Origin of the sequence: Streptomyces sp. NP-1717 (assembly GCF_022695985.1) — a bacterium.
GTDB lineage: Bacteria > Actinomycetota > Actinomycetes > Streptomycetales > Streptomycetaceae > Streptomyces.
Genome location: NZ_JAAPBF010000368.1, coordinates 1 through 4,186, shown reverse-complemented (window position 1 = coordinate 4,186; position 4,186 = coordinate 1). Strand labels below are relative to the sequence as shown.

Below are 4,186 nucleotides of genomic sequence, written 5' to 3'. Positions count from 1 at the left end.
GGTGAGGACATCTCGCAGCGACCAATCGACATACGGGGCCAGCGCTTGGGCGCACGCGTCGATGGACTGGGCATAGACAGGCTCAGTGGCCAGGAGATCCGCAGTCATCAGCGGCCACTGGGCACCCTGACCCGGGAAGACGAACACCGACTTGCCCTGCGGACGCGTCACACCGCTCACCACATGCGCACTGGGATCACCGTCGGCAAGAGCCGCCAGCCCCTCCATCAGCTCCCCACGGTCAGCGGAAACCACCGCACCCCGATGGGCCAGGGCCGCGCGAGTCGTGGTCAGCGCGTGCGCGACCTGCTCGGGCAGGATCTCCGGATGCGCGGCAAGGTGCGCGTGCAGCCGCGATGCCTGCTCGGCCAGAGCCGGAGCCGTATGACCCGACACCGGCCACACCACCACACCCGAAGAAGATCCGGACAAGTCATCCGCCACCGCGGTCTCGACAGGATCGGCCACCGGGGCCTGTTCCAGGATGACGTGCGCGTTCGTCCCGCTCATACCGAACGAGGACACACCGGCCCGCCTCGGCCGGTCCTCCCCGACCCCCCACGGCCTGTTCTCCCTGAGGAGCTCCACCGCTCCCACCGACCAGTCCACGTGCGGCGTCGGCTCGTCCACGTGCAGGGTGCGTGGCAGCACGCCCTCCCGCATCGCCATCACCATCTTGATCACACCGGCGACCCCCGATGCGGCTCGCGTGTGACCAAGGTTCGACTTCAACGACCCGAGCCACAACGGCTGCTCGGCAGAGCGGTTCTTGCCATAGGTGTCCAGCAGCGCCTGCGCCTCGATCGGGTCACCCAGCGTCGTACCCGTGCCGTGCGCCTCGACCGCGTCCACATCCGACACCGACAGACGGGCGTTGACGACGGCCTGCTCGATCGCCTTGCGCTGGGCGGGCCCGTTCGGAGCCGTGAGGCCGTTCGAGGCGCCGTCCTGGTTCACCGCCGAACCCCGCACCACCGCGAGGACCTGGTGCCCGTTGCGCCTGGCGTCCGACAGCCGCTCCAGGAGGAGCATGCTCGCGCCCTCGCTCCAGCCGGTGCCGTCCGCACCCGCCGCGAAGGGCTTGCACCGGCCGTCCGCGGACATGGCCCGCTGCCTGCTGAAGATCACGAAACAGGCAGGCGTGGCCATCACGGTCACACCGCCGGCCAGCGCAAGCGACGACTCACCCTTGCGCAGCGACTCGCACGCCAGATGCAGCGCCACCAACGACGACGAACACGCCGTGTCCACCGTCACCGCCGGACCCTCGAAACCGAAGGTGTACGAGACGCGACCGGAAGCGACGCTCATCGAGGCGCCCGTGCCGATATAGCCCTCGTACTCCTCCGGCACGGAGCGCAGGCGGCTGATGTAGTCCTGGTCCTCGACGCCGGCGAAGACGCCGACCTGGTGACCGCGCTCAGCCGTCGGGTCGATGCCGGCCCGCTCGAAGGCCTCCCAGGACGTCTCCAGCAGCAGCCGCTGCTGCGGATCCATGGCCGTCGCCTCGCGCGGCGAGATGCCGAAGAACTCGGGATCGAACTGGGCCGCGTCGTGCAGGAAGCCGCCGTGCCGCGAGTAACTGGTGCCCGGATTGTCGGGGTCGGGGTGGTAGAGCGAGTCGGTGTCCCACCCACGGTCCGTGGGGAACTCCGAGATGGCGTCGGTCCCGTTGGAGACCAGTTCCCACAGATCCTCCGGCGATGACACGTCACCCGGGAGACGGCACGACATACCGACGATGGCGATGGGTTCGTCGCCGTCCGTTTCGAGCTGGCGCACCCGCTGGCGGGCCTGCCGCAGCTCGGCGGTGACCCACTTGAGGTGGTCGAGAAGCTTCTTCTCGTTCTCCATTAGCGCAAGCTCCTTGAGTCGTCGGGGAAGTCCATGCGTGCGTCCGGTCCGCTGGTGGTCGCCATCACGACTTCCCGAACTCGTCGCTGATCAGGTCGAAGAGCTCTTCCGCGGTCACCGCGTCGAGATCCTGGTGTGAACTCTCTTCATCGGTCCGGTCCGGCTCGTCCCCCCACTTGGAGAGGAGGACTTGCAGCCGGCCCGCGACCCTCCGCCGGCCGCTGTCCGCCAGGGCGAGGGACCTCAGGGCGCCGTCGAGCCTCTCCAGCTCCGCCAGCAGCGTCGCCTCGGTGACGGTGTCCTCCTCGGTGATCTCGGTGAGGAGGTACTGGGAGAGAGCGAGAGGTGTGGGGTAGTCGTAGAGCAGCGTTGCCGACACGTTCAGCCCGGTGGCCGCGTTGACGGCGTTACGGAGCTTGATGCTGCCCAGCGAGTCCAGGCCCACTTCGCGGAACGCCTTGTCGCCCTCGACGAGATCGGCCGAGCCGTGGCCGAGCACCGTCGCGAGACGGGACTGCACCAACTCCAGTACCACCTGCTCGCGTTCGGCGTTCGACCCCGCACCCTGGAGTTTGTCCCGGAGAGCGGTGGCGGCCAGCACTCCATCTGCTGCCACCTGATCGGCCGCCTGCCACACCGCTCGTACCTCCGGGAACTCGCCGAGCAGCGGGTCCCGGCGGGCGGCGTCGGCGGCGGAGGCCGCGACGAGCTGCCATTCGATGTCGGCGACGACCAGCCGCGTCTCGTCCCGGTCGAGAGCCTCTTGCAGCGCCGCGATCGCGACGTCGGGGGCCAGCGGCCGTACGCCGGTGGTGCGTATGTTGCGGTCGACCGCCTCGTCGGCCGCCATACCGTCGCCGCTCCAAGGGCCCCAGGCGATCGAGGTCGTCGGCAGCCCGGCGGCGCGTCGGTACTCACTGAACGCATCCAAGTGGGCATTGGCGGCCGCGTAGTTGGCCTGGCCCATGCTGCCGAGCACCCCGGCGATCGAGGAGAAGAGGACGAAGGCCGACAGGTCGAGGTCCTTGGTCAGCTCGTGCAGATTCAGCACGGCGTCCGTCTTCGGCCGCAGCACGCGCTTCAGCCGCTCCGGGGTGAGCGCGTCGAGCACGCCGTCGTCCAGAAGCCCGGCCGTGTGTACGACGGCGGTCAGCGGCTGCTCCGTCGGCAGGGCCGCAAGCACGGTGGCGAGCTCGCCCCGGTCGGCCACGTCACAAGCCGCGATGGTGACCGTGGCGCCCAACTTCTCCAGTTCCGCGCGCAGTTGCGCGGCTCCGGGGGCGGACTCGCCCCTGCGGCTGGTGAGGAGCAGGTGCGCCGCTCCCTTGCCGGCGAGCCACCGGGCGACGTGCGCGCCCAGCGCACCGGTTCCGCCCGTGACCAGTACGGTACCCGCCGGGCGCCAGTTACGGCGCGGCGGCCGACTGCCCGACGCGGTCCGCAGGCGGCACCCGAAAACGCCGCCGGGCCGGATCGCGACCTGGTCTTCGCCGCCGTCACCGGCCAGCGTGGCGGCCAGCAGCCCACCAGTGCGCTCGTCGAGATCGCCGACGACATCCACCAGGCCACCCCAGCGTTCGGGGTGTTCTGCCGCGGCCACCCTCCCGAGGCCCCAGACATGGGCCTGGGCGGGGTGGGTGACCGGGGCTGAGACCCCGGTGGAGACAGCGCCGCTGGTGAGACTCCACATCGGTGCCTGCCACCCGGCGTCGCCGAGAGCCTGGATCAGCGCGGCGGTGCCGGACAGCGACCCGTAACCGGTCGCGTCCGTGTCGGTCGCCGCGTCATCCGCCGTGTCCGCGTGACGTGTCGTGCCGGTGAGCGCGAGCAGGGACAGCACACCGGCCGGGGGGTTTTCGTCACTCGGAAGATCGCCCAGCGCCTTGACGAACCCTGCGCGATCGGTGGAGGCGCCGTCCGTCTTCAGCTCCACGACTTCGGCACCGGCGCGGCGCAGGGCCGACGTGCACCAGGCCGTCCACTCCGCAGACGGTCCGGCTTCTCCGGACTCCTCGGCGGAGACGACGAGCCACCGACCGGAGAGCGCGGCGGAGGACGGGGTGTTGACCGGCGTCCAGCTCAGTTGGTAGCGGGAGTTGCTCACTGCGGAACGCTCCGTGTGCTGCTTGCGCCACGAAGACAGCATCGGGAGTACCGGCGAGAGCGCCGTCAGCGTCGCCTGTGCCGAGTCCGCGTCGTCCGGGAGCCGGAGTGTGGTGGCCAGGGCGTCGAGATCGCCCTGCTCGATCGCCTGCCAGAACCGCGCTTCCTCGACATCACTGATCTGCCCCGAACCGGTGCTGTTTGTCGGTGCGTTGAGCCAGTAGTGGTG

Annotated in this window: 2 protein-coding genes; both read right to left on the bottom strand. The window is 70.0% G+C overall.

From position 1 onward, the window contains the following. On the bottom strand, positions 1-1,854 hold a 1,854-nt coding region (locus GXP76_RS34390), incomplete at its 3' end, for a type I polyketide synthase (RefSeq protein WP_242575544.1). 64 nt (positions 1,855-1,918) lie between these two features. Then, positions 1,919-4,186, bottom strand: a 2,268-nt coding sequence (locus GXP76_RS34385) for an SDR family NAD(P)-dependent oxidoreductase (RefSeq protein ID WP_242575543.1), incomplete at its 5' end; no start/stop codon positions are given.